The 18,861-nt window shown below is 58.7% G+C and carries 20 protein-coding genes; 11 read left to right on the top strand and 9 right to left on the bottom strand.

Features of this window, described 5'->3' with window-relative positions; translation table 11 throughout:
- Positions 1-104: 104 nt before the first annotated feature.
- Positions 105-851, bottom strand: a complete 747-nt coding sequence (locus ACQKIK_RS01845; RefSeq protein ID WP_045428737.1) for a YebC/PmpR family DNA-binding transcriptional regulator — start codon at positions 849-851, stop codon at positions 105-107.
- Positions 852-926: 75 nt separating this feature from the next.
- Positions 927-2,702 carry an aspartate--tRNA ligase gene (aspS, locus tag ACQKIK_RS01850; RefSeq protein ID WP_499135173.1) on the bottom strand — a complete coding sequence of 592 codons (1,776 nt, stop codon included), beginning with the start codon at positions 2,700-2,702 and terminating at the stop codon, positions 927-929.
- A 371-nt stretch (positions 2,703-3,073) separates the two neighbouring features.
- Here aspS and ACQKIK_RS01855 point away from each other — a divergent pair, with 371 nt between their 5' ends.
- Together ACQKIK_RS01855 and ACQKIK_RS01860 are read left to right on the top strand one after the other, a co-directional pair.
- Complete coding sequence (locus tag ACQKIK_RS01855; RefSeq protein ID WP_045428739.1) at positions 3,074-3,544, top strand: Dps family protein; 471 nt, start codon at positions 3,074-3,076, stop codon at positions 3,542-3,544.
- A gap of 292 nt (positions 3,545-3,836) precedes the next feature.
- Positions 3,837-4,475, top strand: a complete 639-nt coding sequence (locus tag ACQKIK_RS01860; RefSeq protein WP_499134554.1) for a cold-shock protein — start codon at positions 3,837-3,839, stop codon at positions 4,473-4,475.
- 52 nt (positions 4,476-4,527) lie between these two features.
- On the opposite strand, the gene ACQKIK_RS01865 is transcribed toward ACQKIK_RS01860, so the two are convergent.
- Together ACQKIK_RS01865 and ACQKIK_RS01870 are read right to left on the bottom strand one after the other, a co-directional pair.
- Positions 4,528-4,734: a SlyX family protein gene (locus tag ACQKIK_RS01865; protein ID WP_045428743.1), complete on the bottom strand. Its 207-nt coding sequence runs from the start codon at positions 4,732-4,734 to the stop codon at positions 4,528-4,530.
- Entirely contained in the window at positions 4,734-5,162 is a 429-nt protein-coding gene (locus tag ACQKIK_RS01870) for an HIT family protein (protein WP_499134556.1), read from the bottom strand. The genes ACQKIK_RS01865 and ACQKIK_RS01870 overlap by 1 nt, the downstream gene beginning before the upstream one ends.
- Before the next feature lie 458 nt (positions 5,163-5,620).
- Between ACQKIK_RS01870 and ACQKIK_RS01875 the strand changes: the two genes are divergently transcribed.
- From ACQKIK_RS01875 to ACQKIK_RS01890, 4 genes are all read left to right on the top strand, one after another.
- On the top strand, positions 5,621-6,895 hold the full coding sequence (locus ACQKIK_RS01875) for an OprD family porin (RefSeq protein ID WP_241531125.1): 1,275 nt from the start codon (positions 5,621-5,623) through the stop codon (positions 6,893-6,895).
- A 164-nt stretch (positions 6,896-7,059) separates the two neighbouring features.
- Positions 7,060-8,775: a proline--tRNA ligase gene (locus ACQKIK_RS01880; RefSeq protein WP_241530613.1), complete on the top strand. Its 1,716-nt coding sequence runs from the start codon at positions 7,060-7,062 to the stop codon at positions 8,773-8,775.
- A gap of 8 nt (positions 8,776-8,783) precedes the next feature.
- Entirely contained in the window at positions 8,784-9,731 is a 948-nt protein-coding gene (locus ACQKIK_RS01885; protein WP_241530612.1) for a hypothetical protein, read from the top strand.
- Between the two features lie 8 nt (positions 9,732-9,739).
- Complete coding sequence (locus ACQKIK_RS01890; protein WP_241530611.1) at positions 9,740-10,312, top strand: lytic transglycosylase domain-containing protein; 573 nt, start codon at positions 9,740-9,742, stop codon at positions 10,310-10,312.
- Positions 10,313-10,339: 27 nt separating this feature from the next.
- Here ACQKIK_RS01890 and ACQKIK_RS01895 read toward each other — a convergent pair whose 3' ends face one another.
- Together ACQKIK_RS01895 and ACQKIK_RS01900 are read right to left on the bottom strand one after the other, a co-directional pair.
- Positions 10,340-10,801 carry a TlpA family protein disulfide reductase gene (locus ACQKIK_RS01895; protein ID WP_241530610.1) on the bottom strand — a complete coding sequence of 154 codons (462 nt, stop codon included), beginning with the start codon at positions 10,799-10,801 and terminating at the stop codon, positions 10,340-10,342.
- A gap of 35 nt (positions 10,802-10,836) precedes the next feature.
- Complete coding sequence (locus tag ACQKIK_RS01900; protein ID WP_045428756.1) at positions 10,837-12,057, bottom strand: virulence factor BrkB family protein; 1,221 nt, start codon at positions 12,055-12,057, stop codon at positions 10,837-10,839.
- A 161-nt stretch (positions 12,058-12,218) separates the two neighbouring features.
- Between ACQKIK_RS01900 and arsC the strand changes: the two genes are divergently transcribed.
- Genes arsC through ACQKIK_RS01915 form a run of 3 tightly spaced genes read left to right on the top strand, consistent with a single transcriptional unit; the run spans position 12,219 to position 13,577 of the window.
- Positions 12,219-12,572, top strand: coding sequence for an arsenate reductase (glutaredoxin) (gene arsC / locus ACQKIK_RS01905; protein WP_241530609.1), 354 nt, complete (start codon positions 12,219-12,221; stop codon positions 12,570-12,572).
- Complete coding sequence (wrbA, locus tag ACQKIK_RS01910; RefSeq protein WP_499134559.1) at positions 12,569-13,174, top strand: NAD(P)H:quinone oxidoreductase; 606 nt, start codon at positions 12,569-12,571, stop codon at positions 13,172-13,174. The genes arsC and wrbA overlap by 4 nt, the downstream gene beginning before the upstream one ends.
- Positions 13,167-13,577: a DUF2069 domain-containing protein gene (locus tag ACQKIK_RS01915; RefSeq protein ID WP_499134561.1), complete on the top strand. Its 411-nt coding sequence runs from the start codon at positions 13,167-13,169 to the stop codon at positions 13,575-13,577. Before wrbA ends, ACQKIK_RS01915 begins: the two co-directional genes overlap by 8 nt.
- 192 nt (positions 13,578-13,769) lie before the next feature.
- Here ACQKIK_RS01915 and hda read toward each other — a convergent pair whose 3' ends face one another.
- The 3 genes from hda to ACQKIK_RS01930 all read right to left on the bottom strand — a co-directional run bounded on the left by hda (position 13,770) and on the right by ACQKIK_RS01930 (position 16,820).
- A complete protein-coding gene (gene hda, locus ACQKIK_RS01920) occupies positions 13,770-14,474 on the bottom strand; it encodes a DnaA regulatory inactivator Hda (protein ID WP_045428765.1) in 705 nt (234 codons plus the stop codon).
- On the bottom strand, positions 14,471-15,559 hold the full coding sequence (locus tag ACQKIK_RS01925) for an AI-2E family transporter (protein WP_499134562.1): 1,089 nt from the start codon (positions 15,557-15,559) through the stop codon (positions 14,471-14,473). The genes hda and ACQKIK_RS01925 overlap by 4 nt, the downstream gene beginning before the upstream one ends.
- A gap of 124 nt (positions 15,560-15,683) precedes the next feature.
- Positions 15,684-16,820, bottom strand: a complete 1,137-nt coding sequence (locus tag ACQKIK_RS01930) for a DUF2066 domain-containing protein (protein ID WP_499134564.1) — start codon at positions 16,818-16,820, stop codon at positions 15,684-15,686.
- A 327-nt stretch (positions 16,821-17,147) separates the two neighbouring features.
- Here ACQKIK_RS01930 and purM point away from each other — a divergent pair, with 327 nt between their 5' ends.
- Positions 17,148-18,206, top strand: a complete 1,059-nt coding sequence (purM, locus tag ACQKIK_RS01935) for a phosphoribosylformylglycinamidine cyclo-ligase (RefSeq protein ID WP_499134566.1) — start codon at positions 17,148-17,150, stop codon at positions 18,204-18,206.
- Positions 18,206-18,856, top strand: coding sequence for a phosphoribosylglycinamide formyltransferase (gene purN, locus ACQKIK_RS01940; protein ID WP_241530606.1), 651 nt, complete (start codon positions 18,206-18,208; stop codon positions 18,854-18,856). Before purM ends, purN begins: the two co-directional genes overlap by 1 nt.
- Positions 18,857-18,861 lie beyond the last annotated feature (5 nt).

An 18,861-nucleotide genomic window follows, 5' to 3' on the forward strand; every position in this document is an offset into this window, starting at 1 on the left:
CGCCCCGTCGCGGCGACCAGCGACATAACGGGACGCCAGGCTCGGCGCCAACAAAAAAGCCGGAAGCACTCAGTGACTTCCGGCCCTCTGCTCAACGCAACGGATCAGTCCAGCTGTTCCATGATTTCATCGGGAATTTCGGCGTTATGGTAGACGTTCTGCACGTCATCGAGATCCTCCAGCGCATCGATCAGGCGCAGTACCTTCTGAGCGGTCTCCAGGTCAGTAAGCGGCGCGGAGATCGAGGGGATCATCGCAATATCCGCCTCCTCACCCTTGAAGCCGGCGGCACCCAGTGCCTCGTTGACGGCATGAAAATCCGTGAAACTGGTTGATACTAGAGCTGAGCCGTCGTCGCCCATTTCCACGTCATCGGCGCCGGCTTCGAGTGCGGCCTCCATCAGAGCATCCTCCTCTATACCCGCCGCAAAGCTGATTTGCCCTTTGCGGTCGAACATGTAGGCGACCGAGCCATCCGTACCGAGATTGCCGCCATGCTTGCTGAAGGCATGACGCACTTCTGCAGCTGTACGGTTACGGTTATCAGTCATGGCCTCGACAATGATGGCGACCCCGCTAGGCGCGTAGCCTTCATAGGTCAACTCGACGACGTTGTCGGCCTCATTGTTGCCAGCGCCGCGCGCAATGGCACGATCGATGACGTCCCGCGACATATTCGCCACCAAGGCTTTATCCACTGCCAAACGCAGGCGTGGATTGTCTGCAGGAATAGGCCCGCTCTTTGCGGCAACCGTCAGCTCGCGAATGAGCTTGGTGAAGATCTTGCCGCGCTTGGCGTCCTGACGCCCCTTGCGGTGCTTGATGTTGGCCCATTTGGAATGACCAGCCATTAACTGCCTCCCTTTCCGATCAACTTTTCATCTTGCTGAAACCAAGAGCCCAGGTTTCCCTGGGCTCTTGTGCCGTCATTCGGCTTTCGGCTGCTCACGCAGGCGAATGTGCAACTCACGCAACGCCTTGCCATCCACCGCACCCGGTGCCTGGGTCATAACGTCCGCGGCGCTCTGTGTTTTCGGGAAAGCTATGACTTCACGAATCGACTGCGCACCGGTCATCAGCATCACCAGGCGATCGAGGCCGAACGCCAGGCCGCCATGCGGCGGCGCGCCGAATTTGAGCGCATCGAGCAGGAAGCCAAACTTTTCGTCCTGCTCTGCCTCGTCGATACCCAGAATGCGGAACACCGTCTGCTGCATTTCCTTACGGTGAATACGGATCGAACCACCGCCCAATTCGGTTCCGTTAAGAACCATGTCATAAGCACGCGACAGCGCACCCGCCGGGTTGGCCTCCAGCTCCTTCGGCGCGCACTTGGGCGCGGTGAACGGATGATGCAGCGCGCTGAGCGAGCCGTCATCGTTCTCCTCGAACATCGGGAAGTCGACAACCCACATCGGCGCCCACTCGCAGGTCAACAGCTTCAGATCGTGGCCAAGCTTGATACGCAATGCACCCAGCGCCTCGGATACGATCTTGGCCTTGTCAGCACCAAAGAAGACGATGTCCCCGTCAACGGCACCAACGCGATCAAGGATCACGTTTAGCTTGTCTTCCGGAATGTTCTTCACGATGGGAGACTGCAGGCCCTCAACGCCTTTAGCGCGCTCGTTAACCTTAATGTACGCCAGACCCTTGGCACCGTAGATGCCGACGAACTTGGTGTAGTCGTCGATCTGCTTGCGCGGCATGCTTGCACCGCCCGGAACCCGCAGCGCGGCAACACGGCACTTAGGATCGTTCGCCGGCCCGCTGAATACCTTGAATTCGACCTGCTGCAGCTGATCGGCAACGTCGACCAGTTCCAGCGGAATACGCAAGTCCGGCTTGTCGGAGCCATAACGACGCATTGCTTCTTCGAACGGCATATGCGGGAACTCACCGAACTCGACGTCCAGTACCTCCTTGAACAGTTTGCGCACCATTCCCTCGGTGATTCCGATGATGTCGGACTCATCGAGGAAGCTGGTTTCAATGTCGATCTGGGTGAATTCCGGCTGACGATCGGCGCGAAGGTCCTCGTCACGGAAACACTTGGCGATCTGGTAGTAACGGTCAAAACCCGCAACCATCAACAGCTGCTTGAAGAGCTGTGGCGACTGGGGCAGCGCGAAGAAGTTACCGGCATGGGTACGGCTAGGCACCAGGTAATCACGTGCGCCCTCAGGGGTCGGGCGCCCGAGAATAGGCGTTTCAACGTCGAGAAAACCATTCTCATCGAGGTAGCGGCGGATGCTGGCGGTGATTCTCGAGCGCAGCTTGAGCTTCTCGGCCATTTCCGGACGACGGAGGTCGATGAAGCGATAGCGTAGGCGCGTTTCCTCGCCCACGTCGCTGTATTCATTGAGGGGGAATGGCGGGGTTTCCGCCTCGTTCAAAACTTCGAGCTCGTAACCCAGTACTTCGATGGCGCCGGACGTCATGTTCGGGTTGACCGCACCGGCCGGACGCAGGCGCACCTTGCCGGTAATCCTGATCACGTATTCGCTGCGCACCTTGTCTGCGGCGGCGAAAGTTTCGGCACGGTCGGGATCGAACACGACCTGAGCCAGGCCCTCACGGTCACGCACATCGAGGAAGATAACCCCGCCGTGGTCACGGCGACGGTGAACCCAGCCGCAAAGAGTGATTTCCTGGCCGTCCAGGCTTTCGTTCAACTGGCCGCAATAGTGGCTGCGCATCATGGTGAGGTTCGCTTCTCGCATCTTGGAAATTCGTTGGGTCGCTTGAATCGCGACTGTGCAGACGGCTGCCTAGTGGCGCCCCGCCCGGAATATCAATCGTCGGCAATGGAGGATCAAGCACCAGCACCGCAGCGCTTCCTCGCACGGCAAAACGAGCCGCCCGACACAAGCGCGGGATTATATCTGCATAATCATCTCAACGCAGCCGGCTGCCGATAGGGTCAGGCAATCAAGCCAATAACCATCCAATTTGAACCGAAGCCGTCTTTGAGCCTTCGAACCCATACACCGCCGCTGCCATCGCAGCACTTCACCAAAGACACTCTTTTTCTGGCATAAATGTCAGCGAATTCACCAAACGGGAGAAAACCATGGAAATCGACATTGGTATTGCCGAACAGGATCGCGCCGCTATTGCGGAGGGTTTGTCCCGCCTGCTGGCCGACACCTACACGCTGTACCTGAAGACCCACAACTTCCACTGGAACGTGACAGGGCCGATGTTCAATACCCTCCACACGATGTTCGAGACTCAGTACACCGAGCTGGCACTGGCTGTGGATGACATTGCCGAGCGGATCCGCGCATTGGGCTTTCCGGCGCCAGGTACCTATGCGGCGTACTCCAAGCTTTCGTCGATCAAGGAGCAGGAGGGAATTCCGGCCGCTGAAGAGATGATTAAACTTCTGGTCGAAGGTCAGGAAGCCGTAGTCCGTACAGCACGTGGCATTTTCCCGCTGCTGGAAAAAGTCAGCGATGAGCCCACCGCTGACCTGTTGACTCAGCGCATGCAGATTCACGAAAAAACCGCCTGGATGCTGCGCAGCCTGCTGGCTGCCTGACCGCTAGCAAGCGTACCCGAGTACAACCGGGATAGCCGCATGAGCGGTTATCCCGCCGCCTCCTCCAAGGCAAACCGAGCACTGGAAAGCTCAACACAACTCATCCCGCCCTCGCTCAATCCCCAACCTCAACCGTATCGAATTGAGTGACGCCACTCTTTACTGTTAAATTCGCGCGCGCCGCAGGCCGGGCACCATCAAATATGAGCGATCGCCGCACTTAGGCTCAGCGTCTCCACTTGCCCGAAAGCCTGCCGCTTTCTGTCGTGCTATTTAACTGTGAGTCATAAGAATGCTTAAGATCCTTCATGTATTAACGGGCGTAGCCGCCCTGGTGTTATCGTTCGTACCCAGCCTGACTGGCGCCATGCCCCTGCTGGTTCAACCTGCAGCCTTGTGCCTGCTGCTTCTGGGCCTGCTGAACGTGCAGTTCGCCGCCTCAACTCAAATGAACACCAACAGTCATGCCCGTCCGCTTTTGTTCGGCGCGTCCGCGCTGCTGATCGCCGCAGTCACCGTCCAGGCGGCCATCGTGTTGATTCCTGTCGCCAGCTTCGCTGGCCAGCCGGCGACCCTTGTCAGTCTCATGCTCGCTTTCATTGCCGTACTGCTGCAACTGGCAACAAGCCAAACGAAAAGCACAAGCGCCGGCGCCCACCGTGGCGCTAGCAAGGCCCGTAAGGTCCAACCCAATCACACTGCGGCTCCAACCGCCGGACGCGAAACTGGCACCGTCAAGTGGTTCAACACCTCAAAGGGTTTCGGCTTCATTTCCCGTGACAGTGGCGACGATGTATTTGTCCACTTCCGGGCGATTCGAGGGGAAGGTCATCGGGTGCTGGCTGAAGGCCAACGCGTCGAATTTACGATCATGATGCGCGATAAAGGCCTCCAGGCTGAAGATGTGGTCGCCGACCCGCTCAACCACTGATCCCTGCGCAGGGTGTTAAGCCACCCTGCCGTCAATACACCCCGCCGCCTAATCAATAATGCGGCGGGGGCGCTTCATCTCCCTCGCCTTCCATCCTGCTTTGCAGATCTTCCTGCCGCCTTGCGAGCATACCTAGCTGCGCCTGCAGTCTGTCGACTGTGCGCTGTTGTGCGACCAGCACATCATTGAGGGTCTGGATAGTGTCGTCCTGAAAAGCCAGGCGCGCTTCCAAATCGGTGATGCGTTGCTCCAGGTCCATTAGTTACCCCCCTCGAACTGAAAGCCATCGGTGAGCACGAGCTTCAACTTCTGCTTGATTGCGGCTAGCTGCGCTTCGCTGTAGGGCTTGGCGGACTGAAAGCCCCAGACCGGGGCCGGCCAGGCCGTGTCGCCCCGACGCCGAGCGATCACATGCACATGCAGCTGGCTCACGACATTGCCCAGTGTTGCCACATTCATCTTGTCCGCGCCAAAGGTGTCTTTGACTATTTCCGCCAGGGCCGTCGCCTCTCGCCACAACAGTTGCTGATCGGCCGGATCCAGCTGGAACAGCTCACTAACCTCCTCCCGACGGGGCACCAGGATGAACCATGGATAACTGGCATCATTCATTAACAGCAACCGGCATAACGGAAAATCACCCAGCGTCACCGTGTCCTGCTGCAAACGTTCATCGAGAACGAACATAACGGTCTCCTTTGCCTAATTTGATGTCGGCGCCAGCTAAGCTTTGCCTGGTCGTTTACCGCAGGATACTCCAGCGCTCTAAAGCTATCAGCAAAGCAAAGTGCACCGGCGAGGTGCAATCAGGTCAGAAAACAGCCCTGCTTTAGCGCAAGCGGCAACATGCCGCTGCTCGAATCGGCGCCAAAAATCAGTGAATGAATTTTGTGCACGGTAATTGCTTTGAACAAAAAAGCTGCTTGAACGGGGGAAGAAAAACGCGGATAGCTGAGTTAAGCTTGCTCGCGCCAGTTTACCCAGCTACACAGTAATTCTCGGAAATACATTCCAGACTTGCTGCAGGTCACGACCAGCTAGGCAAACGAAGGACTCAATTGAGCTTGTATACCGAAAATAAAGATGCCTCTTTCCGGCGCACGCAGGAAAGCAAGCACCAATTTGAAACCAAAGGAGCAATCACGATGAAAGTGATGAAGTGGAGCGTTATCGCTATGGCCGTTGCGGCCGGCACGTCGCAAATGGCGCTGGCGTCCAGCCAGTCCGAATCGGAAGGCTTTGTCGAAGGCAGCAGCCTGACGATTCTGAACCGTAACCTGTATATGAACCGTGACGCCCGCGACGATGGGTTCAGTCGTACCGACGGCATAGATGACAATCGCCAAAGCTATCGGGAAGAGTGGGGCCACGGGTTCATTGGCACCTTCGAATCAGGTTTCACTCAAGGCACCATTGGCGTCGGCGTTGACGCTATCGGTCTGCTGGGCGTGAAACTAGACACAGGCCGTGGGCGCCGTGGTAACGGAATATTCCCTACCGGCTCAGATAGCCGCGCTCAAGACGACTACTCGGAAGCTGGCGCTGCGATCAAGTTCCGTGCTTCGAATACCGTCCTCAAGTATGGCACTCAGTTCGTTGCACTGCCTGTATTCTCCACGGATGACAGCCGCCTGCTGCCCGAGACAGCCGACGGCACCATCATTTCCAGCAGCGAAATCGAAGGACTGGAATTGAACGCTGGTCGCTTTACAGCGCTTAACGCTCAGGCTGCGACTGGTCGCGATAGCTTTGAAGACGGCGCACTGGAAAGTATCAATTTTATCGGTGGCAGCTATGCCATCAGCGACGCGCTCAGCTCTTCTCTCTACTACTCAGATGTAGAGGTACATGAGGCCGACGACTTCGAAAAAATTTACGGCAATCTAAATTATAATATGGAGCTGGGTGCCGAGCAGTCCCTTGCATTCGACTTCAATATCTATAAGACAGACGTAGACGCCGCTAGTAGCGACAACACTATTTGGAGCTTAGCGAGCACCTACAAAATTGGCGCTCATGGTTTCACTGTTGCGCATCAGCGTTCCAGCGGGGACGCAGGTTATGGCTACGGCGTCGACGGAAACGGTACTATCTGGCTGGCCAATTCGGTTCAATACTCGGACTTCAATGGCGAAGACGAGAAATCATGGCAGGCTCGCTACGACCTCAACATGGCTAGCTACGGCGTGCCTGGTTTGACGTTCATGACTCGTTACGTTACTGGCTACGACATCAGCACAGCCACCGGTGAGGCTGAAGAGCGTGAGTGGGACGTTGAGGCAAAATACGTTGTGCAGGAAGGGGCCGCCAAGGATTTGTCATTGCGTGTTCGTCATGCTAAGTACTGGGCTGAAGATGAGTACGGCACAGACCTGACCGACCTGCGTCTGATCGTCGAGTACCCGCTGAGCATCCTGTAATACAGGCCCATCAGCTGTAACTCGAGCTAAACAAGAAGCCCGGCACTCGCCGGGCTTCTTCATTCTTGCAGACGCACGCCATCGGAACGATTCTGTACGCCAGAGTATCGCCCCCGTACAATGCCGAGCCAAATTCTCCGCTCTGCAAGGACACAACGGCCCACATGCGCACCAGTCAGTTCCTGCTCTCGACCCTTAAAGAAACGCCTTCCGACGCCGTTGTCATCAGCCATCAGCTGATGCTGCGTGCCGGGATGATCCGCAAGCTGGCGTCCGGCCTCTATACCTGGATGCCGATGGGGCTGCGCGCGCTACGCAAGGCCGAGGCTATCGTTCGCGAAGAAATGAACAAGACCGGCGCGCTAGAAGTGTTGATGCCTGGGATACAGCCTGCCGAACTCTGGCAGGAAACCGGTCGTTGGGAGCAGTACGGTCCAGAGCTACTGCGCCTGAAAGATCGTCATGACCGTGAATTCTGTGTAGGCCCGACTCATGAAGAGATCATCACCGACTTGGCGCGCAACGAGCTGAACAGCTACAAGCAACTGCCGATCAACTTCTACCAAATACAGACCAAGTTTCGCGATGAAATCCGTCCTCGCTTCGGCCTGATGCGCGGGCGCGAATTCATCATGAAGGACGCCTATTCGTTCCATGCTGACCAACAGTCACTGCAGGAAACGTATGACCGGATGCATGAGGCGTACTGCAAGATTTTCACGCGCCTGGGATTGAATTTCCGTCCTGTCCAGGCGGATACCGGCTCTATTGGCGGCACGGGCTCGCATGAGTTTCATGTTCTGGCCGAGTCCGGCGAAGACGATATCGCATTCAGCGACAGCTCCGATTACGCAGCCAACATCGAGAAGGCCGAGGCGATCCCTCGCGAGACTGAGCGCGGCTCTGCAATTGAAGAGCTCCGCCTGGTAGATACCCCAAACTGCAAGACGATCGCTGCACTGGTAGAGCAGTTCCAACTGCCTATTGAAAAAACGATCAAAACCCTGCTTGTACGGAGCATCGAGAAGGACCAACTGGTTGCACTGATCGTTCGTGGCGACCATGAATTGAACGAGATCAAGGCGGCGAATCTGCCTCAGGTCGCACAACCGCTGGTATTCGCGACCGAATCGGAAATCCGCGCCACCATGGGTGCCGGCCCTGGCTCCCTAGGCCCCCTGAACTTGCCGATCAGCTGCGTCATTGATCGTTCTGTAGCGCTGATGAGCGATTTCGTGGCGGGAGCCAACCAGGAGGACAAGCACTACTTCGGCGTCAATTGGGAGCGTGACCTCCCACTACCAGAGGTGGCGGACCTGCGCAACGTGGTTGCAGGCGACCCTAGCCCCGATGGCGTCGGCACGCTGATCATCAAGCGCGGCATCGAAGTCGGGCACATCTTCCAGCTGGGTACCAAATACAGTCAGGCGATGAATTGCAGCGTGATGGGCGAGAACGGCAAGCCTGTCATCTTGACCATGGGATGCTACGGCATCGGCGTGTCTCGTGTCGTCGCGGCCGCCATCGAGCAGAACTACGATGAGCGCGGCATTATCTGGCCCGAGGCCCTCGCCCCGTTCCAGGTCGCGCTGGTCCCAATGAAGTACGAAAACCAGGCCGTCCGCGAAGCAACCGATAAGCTCTACGCGGAACTCACCGCTGCTGGCTACGACGTTCTCCTCGACGACCGTGACAAAAAGACCAGTCCAGGCGTCAAATTTGCCGATATGGAGTTGGTGGGAATACCGCATCGCATCGTTGTAGGCGACCGCGGGCTTGCCGATGGCACTCTGGAATACAAGCATCGCCGCGATGCCGAAAGCCAGGCCATCCCTACTGCCGACATCCTCGAATTCATCAATTCCCGCGCCAGCCGCTGACGGAAATCATGCTCAACCGAAGTGCTTCAACTTGCGCCATGCTCTGCATGGCGCTTTTTGTGGGTGGCTGCGCCAATCAGCTGCCTCAACGTAGCGAACAAGAAGCCCGTACCGAACGCAGGCTGCTCGACCACAGTCTGCGCATTGAGGTGGGCGCGCCATTGCTCGAGCTGCCACAGCGACGTATCCGCATACTCGACCAGAAGACCTTCGAAGTCACCGACTTCGAAGTGACGCGCCGCTATGATCGCTATACACCCTATCAGCCCTGGCGTGAGCTATACGAGATTCCGCTGGGCGCTGTTGCGGTGGTCGCAGGTATTAGCGCCAATGTGCTCAACGTCGTGTTGCTCGGCAACCTACCGGAAAGCGCCACTCGCGACTGGATCAGCTACGGTTTTGCGGGCCTCAACCCGTTCGTCAATGTTGAGTCCAACGGCCGTTCGCAGCAGAACCTTGCAAGCCTTGACGAGCAGCGACGCGACGCCCGGCTCGAGTACTCCAGCCTGCCTTGGGCTGAGCGCTCGGTGGAGGTCGTTGCGGCCAACGAGACACACGAACTGAGCACTGATCGCAACGGCGTGCTGCGCCTGAATCTACTTGATGGCCCCTTCGCCGATCAGGACATCAGCCAGGTAGGCAAGCTTCAGCTACGGGTCGAAGACCCGCAGGACGGTACCCGAGCTGACGCCACGCTTCTTGTCAGTCGCGCCCTGCGTGGCAAGCTTTTCGAAGCGCACGACCTGATCTTCGATGACCTTGAAGGTGACGATGTCAATCAGTGGGTGCATCGCGTCAAGCGGCTTTCAGAGCTTGGTCTCGAGGAGGAAGCCAGCGAGCTTGAACAGAGCTTGATTGAGCTGACCCGCAACGACCCAGATTTGCAGCAGGAGTTTCTCCGGAGCCTGATGCAGGATGCCGGTCGCCAGGCACACGATCCAGGCGAAGGCGACTAGGCCGCGTCATGAAGCCGCTCCGACTCCTGTGGCTGTTATTGCTGGTGGTTGCCTGGCCAGTCTCTGCGACTGTTCGCCAAGCACCCGAGCCGGAGCTCCGCGAACTGATGCAGCGCACCGTGGCAGAAGCTGAGAGCTTTCAGGATCGCTTTGACGCGGAAGTCTGGCTGCTCGATATGTCGACCCGCCTCAAGCGCTACGTTCCCGACCCGCAGGAGCGGCTGACATTACTGCGGTTGGTTCATCAGGAGGCCAGCAAAGCAGGGCTCAAACCAGATATCGTGCTGGCATTGATCCATGCGGAAAGTCACTTCGACCGTTTCGCCATCTCCAGCGTCGGCGCGCAAGGCATGATGCAGGTGATGCCCTTCTGGAAAGCCGAACTGGGTCGGCCGCAAGACAACCTGACCGACAATGCCACCAACCTTCGCTACGGCTGCACCATCCTCAGCTACTACCTGAAGAAGGAAAATGGTGACATCAACCGAGCGCTGGCACGCTATAACGGTAGCCTCGGCAAACATCACTATCCAGCGAAGGTCATCGGCTTCTGGCAGGATTTCTGGTACGTCAAGCCTTGACGACGGGCGCCAGCGCCCGAATAGCCACTACCCCTCGTTCCGTAGTTTATCCAGCCTGGCGAGCAGCCCTTCCGCCGTTTGCTCGCCCACCAGACTCTCGCGAACTTCCCCGCCCGCGTCGACAATATAGGTGACCGGCAGCACTGCACTGCGTGGCAGGCCCAACCGCTCCGCCGGATCGACGCTGAGCACTCTGAATTTGATGTTCAACTGCTTGGCCGCAGCGACCAGCTCGTCGCCTTGCAGCCCGTCGAAATTCACGCCCAGTACCGTGATGTCGTCCCGCGACTGGTCCAGTGCGTTCAGTTCGGGAATTTCGGTTCGGCAAGGGCCGCACCATTCGGCCCAGTAATTGATCAGCAGCCACTGCCCGTCGAGCTGCTGCGCAGTGACATTAGCGCCGTGCTGGTCCGCCCCCCAATCCTCACCACAGCCCACCAGCATCAAGCAGGCGAAGGCACCAAGCAATCCGCTGAGTCCTCTGTTCATGTTCGTTTTCCTTGCGCTGCTGAGTATCGGCTCGTTCAGACGCGCTGCGACTGCAGCCAATCCGCGACGCTACCACCAAACAGACTGGCCTGCTCGCGCTGAAGCAGCTCCATGGATTGACGCAGCGTTGGGTACCAGGGCTCATCCAGATGCTCCGGTAGCGCCTGTTTACCCGAGAGAGGCCAGGGGTTGGAACGCAACAGCTGATCGAAGCTGTAGCTGTTGAGATCGCGACAGAGCACCCAACCGGAAGAGCCGGTCCGACAAACAAGCTGCTCCCGCTCAAAGAACTCGAGGATCTCATCCCATTCGTCTTCCGGCAGCTTCCAGCCGCTTCGGTGGGCATCGCGTAAACGCACCTCTCGCCCGGCCTGCTGACTTTCGTAAAGCACGCGCAACAACCCGAGCATGACCAGCAGCCGCGGTACCGAGCGGCGTCGCCACTGCTGTGACGATGACAACCCGCAGACCAGTTCCGCCCCGAACAATACGATCATCCAGGACAGATAGACCCACAACAGAAACAGCGGCACTGCGGCAAACGCCCCGTAGATCAGCTGATAGCTGGGGAAATAGCTGACATACAAGCCGAACAATTGCTTCGCCGTTTCGAAAAGCACAGCGGTAAACGTCCCGCCTACCAATGCATGCCGCAGCGGCACTCGAGTGTTCGGCACAGCTGCGTAGATCAATGTGAATGCGGCGACACTGAGCAACAAGGGCATCGCCTTTAAAACGGTGCGCGCGCCAATCAGCGCATGCGGGCCCGATATCAGCGACAACGAAGTGATATAGGTGCTCATGGCAAACCCCGCACCCAGCAGCAACGGGCCGAGACTAAGGATCGCCCAGTACAGCAGAAAGCTTGAGATCCCGCGACGCGGTTGGCGCACCCGCCAGATCACGTTGAACGCCTTTTCGATGGTCAAAAGCATCATCAGCGCGGTTGCCATCAGAAACCCCACGCCGAACCAGGTCAGCTGCCTCGCCTGATCAGTGAAGGCGACCAGATAGTCCTGAATGGTAGCGCCCGTGGAAGGAATGAAGTTGCTGAAGATATATATCTGGATTTGCTCACCGATCCCCTGAAACGCAGGAATGGCGGAAAGCATGGCGAATGTCACCGTCATCATCGGCACCACCGCGAACAGGGTGGTATAGGTCAACGCGGCAGCGCTGTGTGGGCCGCGATCCGCGAGGAAACGCTGCACCAAGAAACGACCGAACTCCACAAAATCCTTGATCCGCTGTTGCATTCAATCCCCTCGGTGTCAGTCGCGATCGCCGAAACCCGGTTACCCGCAGGCCTGTAGCAAGTAAAAGCCTACCTTGGCAGACAGCCCTCCGCGACCACCGTTTCAAGCGCCACAGCTTTGAGGGTTAGAATGGCCACCTAAATTGGCGCGAAGCAACCCAAATGACCGAATTGATCCTTTACCACAACCCACGCTGTTCGAAATCACGAAGTGCCCTGGAACTGCTCGAACAACGCGGCCTCTCCCCTTCCGTCATCCGGTATCTCGAAACGCCTCCGTCGGCTGCTGAGCTCCAGCAGATACTTGCCAGGCTGGGCATCAGCCCACGCCAGCTGCTACGCAGCGGCGAGGAAGAGTACAAAACCCTGAACCTCGCCGACCCGACGCTCACTGATGGGCAGATCATCGACGCCATGGCCGCTCACCCGAAACTTATCGAACGGCCGATACTGGTAGCCGGTGATGTGGCGGTGATTGGTCGACCGCCGGAAAAGGTACTGGAGATCCTGCCATGAGTGCACCGTACGTCCTTGTGCTGTATTACAGCCGTCACGGCGCCACTGCGGAAATGGCCCGGCAAATTGCCCGAGGCGTCGAACAGGCAGGGCTTGAGGCACGATTGCGCACCGTACCGGCCGTGTCCGCCGAATGCGAGACGGTTGCGCCTGCGATTCCCGAGCATGGCGCCATTTACGCAACGCTGGATGACCTGAAGCATTGCTCCGGCCTCGCTCTTGGTAGCCCGACCCGCTTTGGCAACATGGCCGCCCCGCTGAAATACTTCCTCGACGGCACCAGCGGACTCTGGCTGACCGGCGAACTGGTCGGTAAACCTGCTGGCGTGTTTACCTCGACCTCCAGCTTGCATGGCGGTCAGGAGACCACGTTGCTGTCCATGCTGTTACCCCTACTGCACCACGGCATGCTGCTGCTCGGCCTGCCGTACAGCCAAAACGCCTTGCTTGAAACTCGTGGCGGCGGCACCCCCTACGGCCCCAGTCACCATGCCGGAGCAGATGGCAAGCGTGCATTAGATGAGCATGAAATCAGTCTTTGCCGCTCACTAGGCCAACGCCTCGCGGAAACCGCCAAGCGTCTGGAGAATAACCGTGGCTAGAAAGCCGAAACCCCTGCCGTCGCTCGAATGGCTAACGCCACGGGTAAAAGTCAGCCGCGCGATCAGCCTGGCCAGTTTCATTGGGCTGGCCGTGCTATTGGTCGTGTGGAATCTGGCATTTGCTGACCTGCACGGCGCGCGCACCTGGGTGGTGGTCAGCATTCAGCTGATTCCACTCCTTCTGGTGGCCCCTGGCATGATCTCCGGAAGCCCGCGCGCCCATGCCTGGACCTGTTTTATCGTCAACCTCTACTTCATTCAAGGCGTGCTTGCCGCGATCAACCCGACCCGGATGGTTTACGGCTGGCTGGAAGCAATCATCAGCCTGACGCTCTTCATAAGCGCCCTGCTCTATACCCGTTGGGCTTATCAGTACGGTCGCAAAGCGGCTGGCGAAAGCTGAGACGAGCAGGAGGCACAGCGAGGCGAGGCGCCAGGTTCGCAGGTAACGTTGGACAGCGTCGGTGGGCTGAAGCCCACCCTAATCCAGCAGTTCAACCTACTCTCGGGTGAGCCGCATGACGACGTTTCGGTTCGGCTTGGCCGTGCTGACCTGCAAAGCCGGGCCGAACTCAACAGCCTGCTGCCAGCGTTCCTACCAGCCGAGCGTTTCCTTGAGAAACGGGATGGTCAGTTTACGTTGCGCCTGGAGGGAGGCCTGATCGAGCCGGTCGAGCAACTCGAACAATGCGCTCATGCTGCGGGCACCGCGAGTGAGGATGAAGCGGCCTACATCGTCCGGCAGGTTCAAACCGCGGCGCGATGCTCGAAGCTGCAAGGCCCGCAGCTTGTCCTCATCCGAGAGTTCCTGCAGTTGAAACACCAGCGATAGACTCAAACGGGACTTGAGATCTGGAAGCTGTACAGCGATCTCTCGCGGAGAGGCATCGGCGGCGAGCAGCAGGCGCCGACCGCTGTCGCGAAGCCGATTGAACAAATGGAACAAGGCTTCTTCCCACACCGGATCGCCCGCTATGGCATCCAGATCATCCAGACAGACCAGCTCGCTCTGCTCCAGATCATCCAGAAGCGCCGGGCCGTATTCCGCCACTTCCGCCAACGGCAGATACACGGCCAGTTCACCACGTTGCTCGACGCGCAAGCATGCGGCCTGAAGCAAATGACTGCGCCCGACGCCAGTACCGCCCCACAGATAGATCAATTCATCGGACCATCCAGCCGCAGGCGAACAGACTCGCTCGACATAGCCAAGCGCTGCCGCATTGGCGCCCGGGTAGAAGTTGGCAAAGGTGGCATCGTCACGAAGACGAATGCCCAGGGGAAGCTGAATGGGTTTCATGGTTGGCGGGGTGGGTCGGCCGGCGGCTCTGCATAAAGATCCGAGAGTTTATAGAGATCATGCACATGGCGCAGCAGGACCATGATCACCGCCGCAACTGGCAATGCCAGGAGCACGCCGGTAAAACCAAACAGTTGCCCCCCAGCCAGCACCGCGAAGATCACCGCAACGGGGTGCAGGCCGATACGGTCACCCACCAGCAGCGGGGTTAGCAGCATGCCTTCCATCATCTGCCCTACTGTGAACACCGCCGCGACGCCCAGCAGGGGATAAAGCTCCAGACCAAACTGGAACAACACGGCAATCACTGCCGCGCCTATGCCTACCACGAACCCCATGTACGGCACGATGCTGGCGAGGCCAGCCAAGACACCGATCAACAGTCCCAATTCGACACCGACCAACATGAGACCAGCGGAATAGACGACAGCCAGCGCCAACATAACCAGCAGCTGTCCACGCAGGAAGGCGCCGATAACCTCGTGGCATTCACGCATCAGCGCCATGACAGCATCCTCGCGCCGCCGCGGTAGAAGCGTGCGCAGTTTGGCCATGATCAGGTCCCAGTCCCGCAGTAAATAGAAACACACCACTGGCACCAGCAGGAGATTTGCCAACCAGGCCAGCAAAGCGATGCTCGACGCCGTAGCCTGGCTGAGGATGATCGCTACCACGTCCTTGGTGCTGCCGAGATTGGCGGAAAACGCACTCTTGAGCTGATCGACGCGCCAGAAATCGTCGTCGAGGCCAAACCGCGCTTGCACCCAGGGCAGCGCCGTCAGCTGCAGCCAGTCCAGGCCCAGCGGTGCAAGCTCATAGAGATGCATCAGCTGCTTGCCGAGCATCGGAACCAACACCAGCAGCAGCAACAGACACAGCAGTGTGAACAGTGAGAAAACCAGAATCACACCCCAGGTTCGGGACAGCTTCCAACGCTCCAGCCGGTCTACCAGTGGGTCGCCCAGATAAGCCAGCAGGATGCCGACCAGAAAAGGCGAAAGGATGGGTGATAACTGATAGATCAACCAGCCAATCAAAAATAGCGCCACCAGCCATAGCCAGCGGTTGTTGTGGGTGATGGTCATGTTCTAAACGTCTTGTTTGGGTGATCTGAGGCCGCTGGCTACAGCAGGCGAAAGGGGAAACCGTGAATCGATGAATGCCGTGGGTGGCAAAGCCCAGTCCGATTACCGCCGGGCGCCATAACCCCTACCAACGGTAGCGCAGCAACGTGCCCTGATCTGCCGGCTCGGATTGCTCGCTTGCCGGTGCGCCCGGCTCGTCGAGAGGAGATTGGGTATTGCTTGGCTGCGCTTCAGCGTCGCCGGCCGACACGTCACCGTCGCCGATGGGCTCGACGTCAGCATCGGCGCCCGCGGCGTCTATCGTTTGCATGTCGATTTCATCGGGAGCGACTTCCTGCAGTCGCGCCAAGGCTAGCTGAGCCCGCAGTTGCTCTGGACTGGCGCTGAGGCGATACACCAGCCGATCGCTTTCGACCCGCTGCAAGCGTGCGCCGAAGGGTTCAAGCAGGCGATCTAGCTCGGCGAAACGCTCGACGTCAGCCCCAAGCACCTCTAGCGTGATCTCCGTTCTGTCGCCGGGCTTAACACGGTACTGCGGCGCCAGGAATGTGCTTACGGCGAGCATGACCTCATCGGCCAGCGCGGATCGGGTGTCGCCACTCGCCTTGCCCTGCGTCTGTTTGTCGCCAACCCAGAGACGCCAGTTGGCTTGCCAGGTTTCGCCGGACTGTTTAGCCATGACGGTTAGCAGCCCATCTGCATCGTACCGCTCCGACACATCGCGAAGCGTCTGTGGATCCTTTGCTGCGACGGTCTCGGGGGTGGCCACGAGCTGCTCACTCAGATCGGCCAACGGCAATCGCAACGGCAGGCCACGATGCTGGGCGGCCGCCCGTAAGTCGGATGAGCCCTCCTGCGCATCGCCAACAAGCTGCGAGCCGTTAGCCGACTCGCCCAGCCACCAGGCCAGGATGCTCGGGCGCTCAGCGCCCCATAATGAAAGCCCCGCTGACCGCAGCGCTCGCTCAGTAGTCACCGGATCGAAGTTAACGATGACTGCGTCGCCCTCATAGGCATAGCGGCTCACCAACTGCTGCGGATCGTTGCGCAATTGCGCAACGGAGTCCTGATCAGTGCTGGTGTCGCCGGTCAGACGCAGCACCAGCGTATCGAAGGCGTTTCGTAGCGCCTCTTCGCGCTCGGCTGGTTGTTGGCTGGCAACCGGCTCACGCACTTTGTAGAGATCGCTGACGGGTGCCGCCATGCCATGAGCGGACACAACTGCGCAGCACAGTGCGAGAAGACGGGAAGTTACGCGCATATTTTAGAAACTCGCTGGCTAACCAGTCATGAGGGCCTGCCGGCACCTTGCGGCGACCGGGTTCGGAATGATCAAGCGTTATACCTTAAACAGGCGCCTAACTCGGGGCAACCGCAGCAGTGACAGCCTGCGTATCGCGCCGCGGAAAACCTCGCCTGTCCCTGGCAAACCTCTTCGACATCACCGATCACGGGATGGTCGCTGTGCGGCAAGCCTGATAAAATCGCGCGCTTTCCGCAGACCGGTCCGGCGCCCTCGCAGCGTCGCGACAGAAACCTGATTCTGACCCGGTCGCCCCCGCACTTCCCTTCACAGGTCCGGATTCTTATGAGCAAGCAACCCTCCATCAGCTACAAGGACGCCGGTGTCGACATCGATGCAGGCGAAGCGCTGGTCGAACGCATCAAAGGCGTGGCCAAGCGCACCGCTCGTCCTGAGGTCATGGGTGGCCTTGGCGGCTTTGGCGCGCTCTGTGAAATTCCGGCTGGTTACAAGCAGCCCGTTCTGGTTTCGGGCACCGATGGGGTCGGCACCAAGCTGCGCTTGGCATTGAATCTCAACCAGCACGACAGCATTGGCCAGGATCTGGTCGCCATGTGCGTCAACGACCTGGTGGTCTGCGGTGCCGAACCGCTGTTCTTTCTTGACTATTACGCTACCGGCAAGCTCAACGTCGACATCGCCGCAACGGTTGTAACGGGTATCGGGGCAGGCTGCGAACTGGCCGGTTGCTCGCTGGTGGGCGGCGAAACCGCCGAGATGCCCGGCATGTACGAAGGCGAAGATTACGACCTGGCCGGTTTTTGTGTAGGCGTCGTGGAAAAAAGCGAAATTATCGACGGCTCACAAGTAGCCGCCGGCGATGCTCTGATTGCCCTTCCGTCGTCCGGCCCCCATTCCAACGGCTATTCGCTGATCCGCAAGATCATCGAGGTAGCCGGCACCGATATCGAAACCACACAACTCGACGGCAAGCCGCTCACCGAATTGTTGATGGCGCCGACACGTATTTACGTGAAGCCACTACTCAAGCTGATCAAGGAAACCGGTGCGGTGAAAGCGATGGCGCACATCACCGGTGGCGGTCTGCTGGACAACATCCCACGCGTTCTGCCCGAAGGCAGCCAGGCGGTCATAGATGTCGCCAGCTGGCAGCGTCCGGCTGTTTTCAATTGGCTGCAGCTGCAAGGTAATGTCGATGAGCATGAAATGCATCGCGTGCTGAACTGTGGCGTCGGCATGGTGATCTGTGTCGCCCAGGATCAGGTCGAAGCCGTGCTCGCCAATCTACGCACCTCCGGCGAAAACCCCTGGGTCATCGGCGAAATTGGAACAGCTGACGAAGGTGCTGAACGCGTCCTGCTGAACAACCTGAAAACCCAGTAATGCACGCACCTTGTAATGTCGTCGTGCTGATCTCTGGGTCTGGCAGCAATCTCCAGGCTCTGATCGACAGCCTCGACGAAGACAACAGCCCCGCGCGTATCCGCGCGGTGGTTTCGAACCGTGCAGAGGCCTTCGGCCTGCAGCGTGCGCAAGCGGCCGACATCGATACGCACGTTGTGCAGCACAAGGATTTTGCTGATCGCGAAGCATTCGATGCGGCTCTGATGGAAATCATCGACACATACCAGCCGCAGCTGGTCGTGCTAGCCGGCTTCATGCGCATTCTCACCGCAGGCTTCGTTCGCCATTACCAGGGTCGGCTGCTCAATATCCATCCGTCCCTGCTACCGAAGTACAAGGGACTGGATACCCACCGCCGGGCACTCGACGCCGGCGACCAGGAACATGGTTGCAGCGTGCACTTCGTTACCGAAGAGCTCGACGGCGGCCCTGTGGCCATGCAGGCCTGCCTGACGATTGAACCCAACGAAAGCATCGACAAGCTGACCGATAGAGTGCATGCAGCCGAGCACACCATCTATCCGTTGGCTGTTCGCTGGTTCGCCGAGGGCCGCTTGCGCCTTGCCAAGCAAGGCGCGATGCTGGACGACATGCTGTTGCCGGCCACCGGCCATCTATTAAGAATTTAGGAGAC

Source organism: Pseudomonas sp. NPDC047961 (assembly GCF_050272435.1).
Classification (GTDB): domain Bacteria; phylum Pseudomonadota; class Gammaproteobacteria; order Pseudomonadales; family Pseudomonadaceae; genus Stutzerimonas.